1 rRNA gene (cut by a window edge) is annotated in these 1,156 nt (G+C 50.3%); it reads right to left on the bottom strand.

Annotated features, from left to right (window positions below):
* Window positions 1-1,156 (bottom strand): 23S ribosomal RNA (locus ISG33_RS17005) (its annotated part extends 1,467 nt beyond the left edge of the window); the annotation flags it as partial.

Here is a 1,156-nt window from a genome sequence, read left to right as displayed (position 1 = left end):
GGTTAATGTCAGTCCGGATTTACCTAAACCAACGCCCTACGCACTTTCACATGGACAACCAACGCCATGCTTGCATAACCTTCTCCGTCCCCCCTTCACTGATATAACAAGTACGGAAATATTAATCCGTTTCCCATCGACTACGCATTTCTGCCTCGCCTTAGGGGCCGACTTACCCTGCCCTGATTAGCATGGGACAGGAAACCTTGGTCTTCCGGCGTGGGGGTTTTTCACCCCCATTATCGTTACTCATGTCAGCATTCGCACTTGTGATATGTCCAGCAAGCCTCTCGACTCACCTTCAACCACTTACACAACGCTCCCCTACCACTTGACCCTAAGGTCAAATCCGCAGCTTCGGTATATTGCTTAGCCCCGTTACATCTTCCGCGCAGGCCGACTCGACTAGTGAGCTATTACGCTTTCTTTAAAGGATGGCTGCTTCTAAGCCAACCTCCTAGCTGTTTTAGCCTTCCCACTTCGTTTCCCACTTAGCAATATTTTGGGACCTTAGCTGGCGGTCTGGGTTGTTTCCCTCTTCACGACGGACGTTAGCACCCGCCGTGTGTCTCCCGGATAGCACTCATCGGTATTCGGAGTTTGCAAAGGGTTGGTAAGTCGGGATGACCCCCTAGCCTTAACAGTGCTCTACCCCCAATGGTGTTCGTCCGAGGCTCTACCTAAATAGATTTCGGGGAGAACCAGCTATCTCCCGGTTTGATTGGCCTTTCACCCCCAGCCACAAGTCATCCCCTGACTTTTCAACGTCAGTGGGTTCGGTCCTCCAGTTGATGTTACTCAACCTTCAACCTGCCCATGGCTAGATCACCGGGTTTCGGGTCTATACCTAGCAACTAAACGCGCAGTTAACACTCGCTTTCGCTACGGCTCCCCTAATCGGTTAACCTTGCTACTAAATATAAGTCGCTGACCCATTATACAAAAGGTACGCAGTCACAGAACAAGTCTGCTCCCACTGCTTGTACGTATACGGTTTCAGGTTCTATTTCACTCCCCTCACAGGGGTTCTTTTCGCCTTTCCCTCACGGTACTAGTTCACTATCGGTCAGTTAGGAGTATTTAGCCTTGGAGGATGGTCCCCCCATCTTCAGTCAAGATAACACGTGTCCCGACCTACTTAATATGGCAACTATGA

This window comes from Marinibium conchae (assembly GCF_015595035.1).
Classification (GTDB): domain Bacteria; phylum Pseudomonadota; class Gammaproteobacteria; order Enterobacterales; family Alteromonadaceae; genus Glaciecola.
The sequence above is the reverse complement of the archived record's forward strand: the minus strand, read 5'-3'. Positions and strand labels throughout refer to the sequence as shown.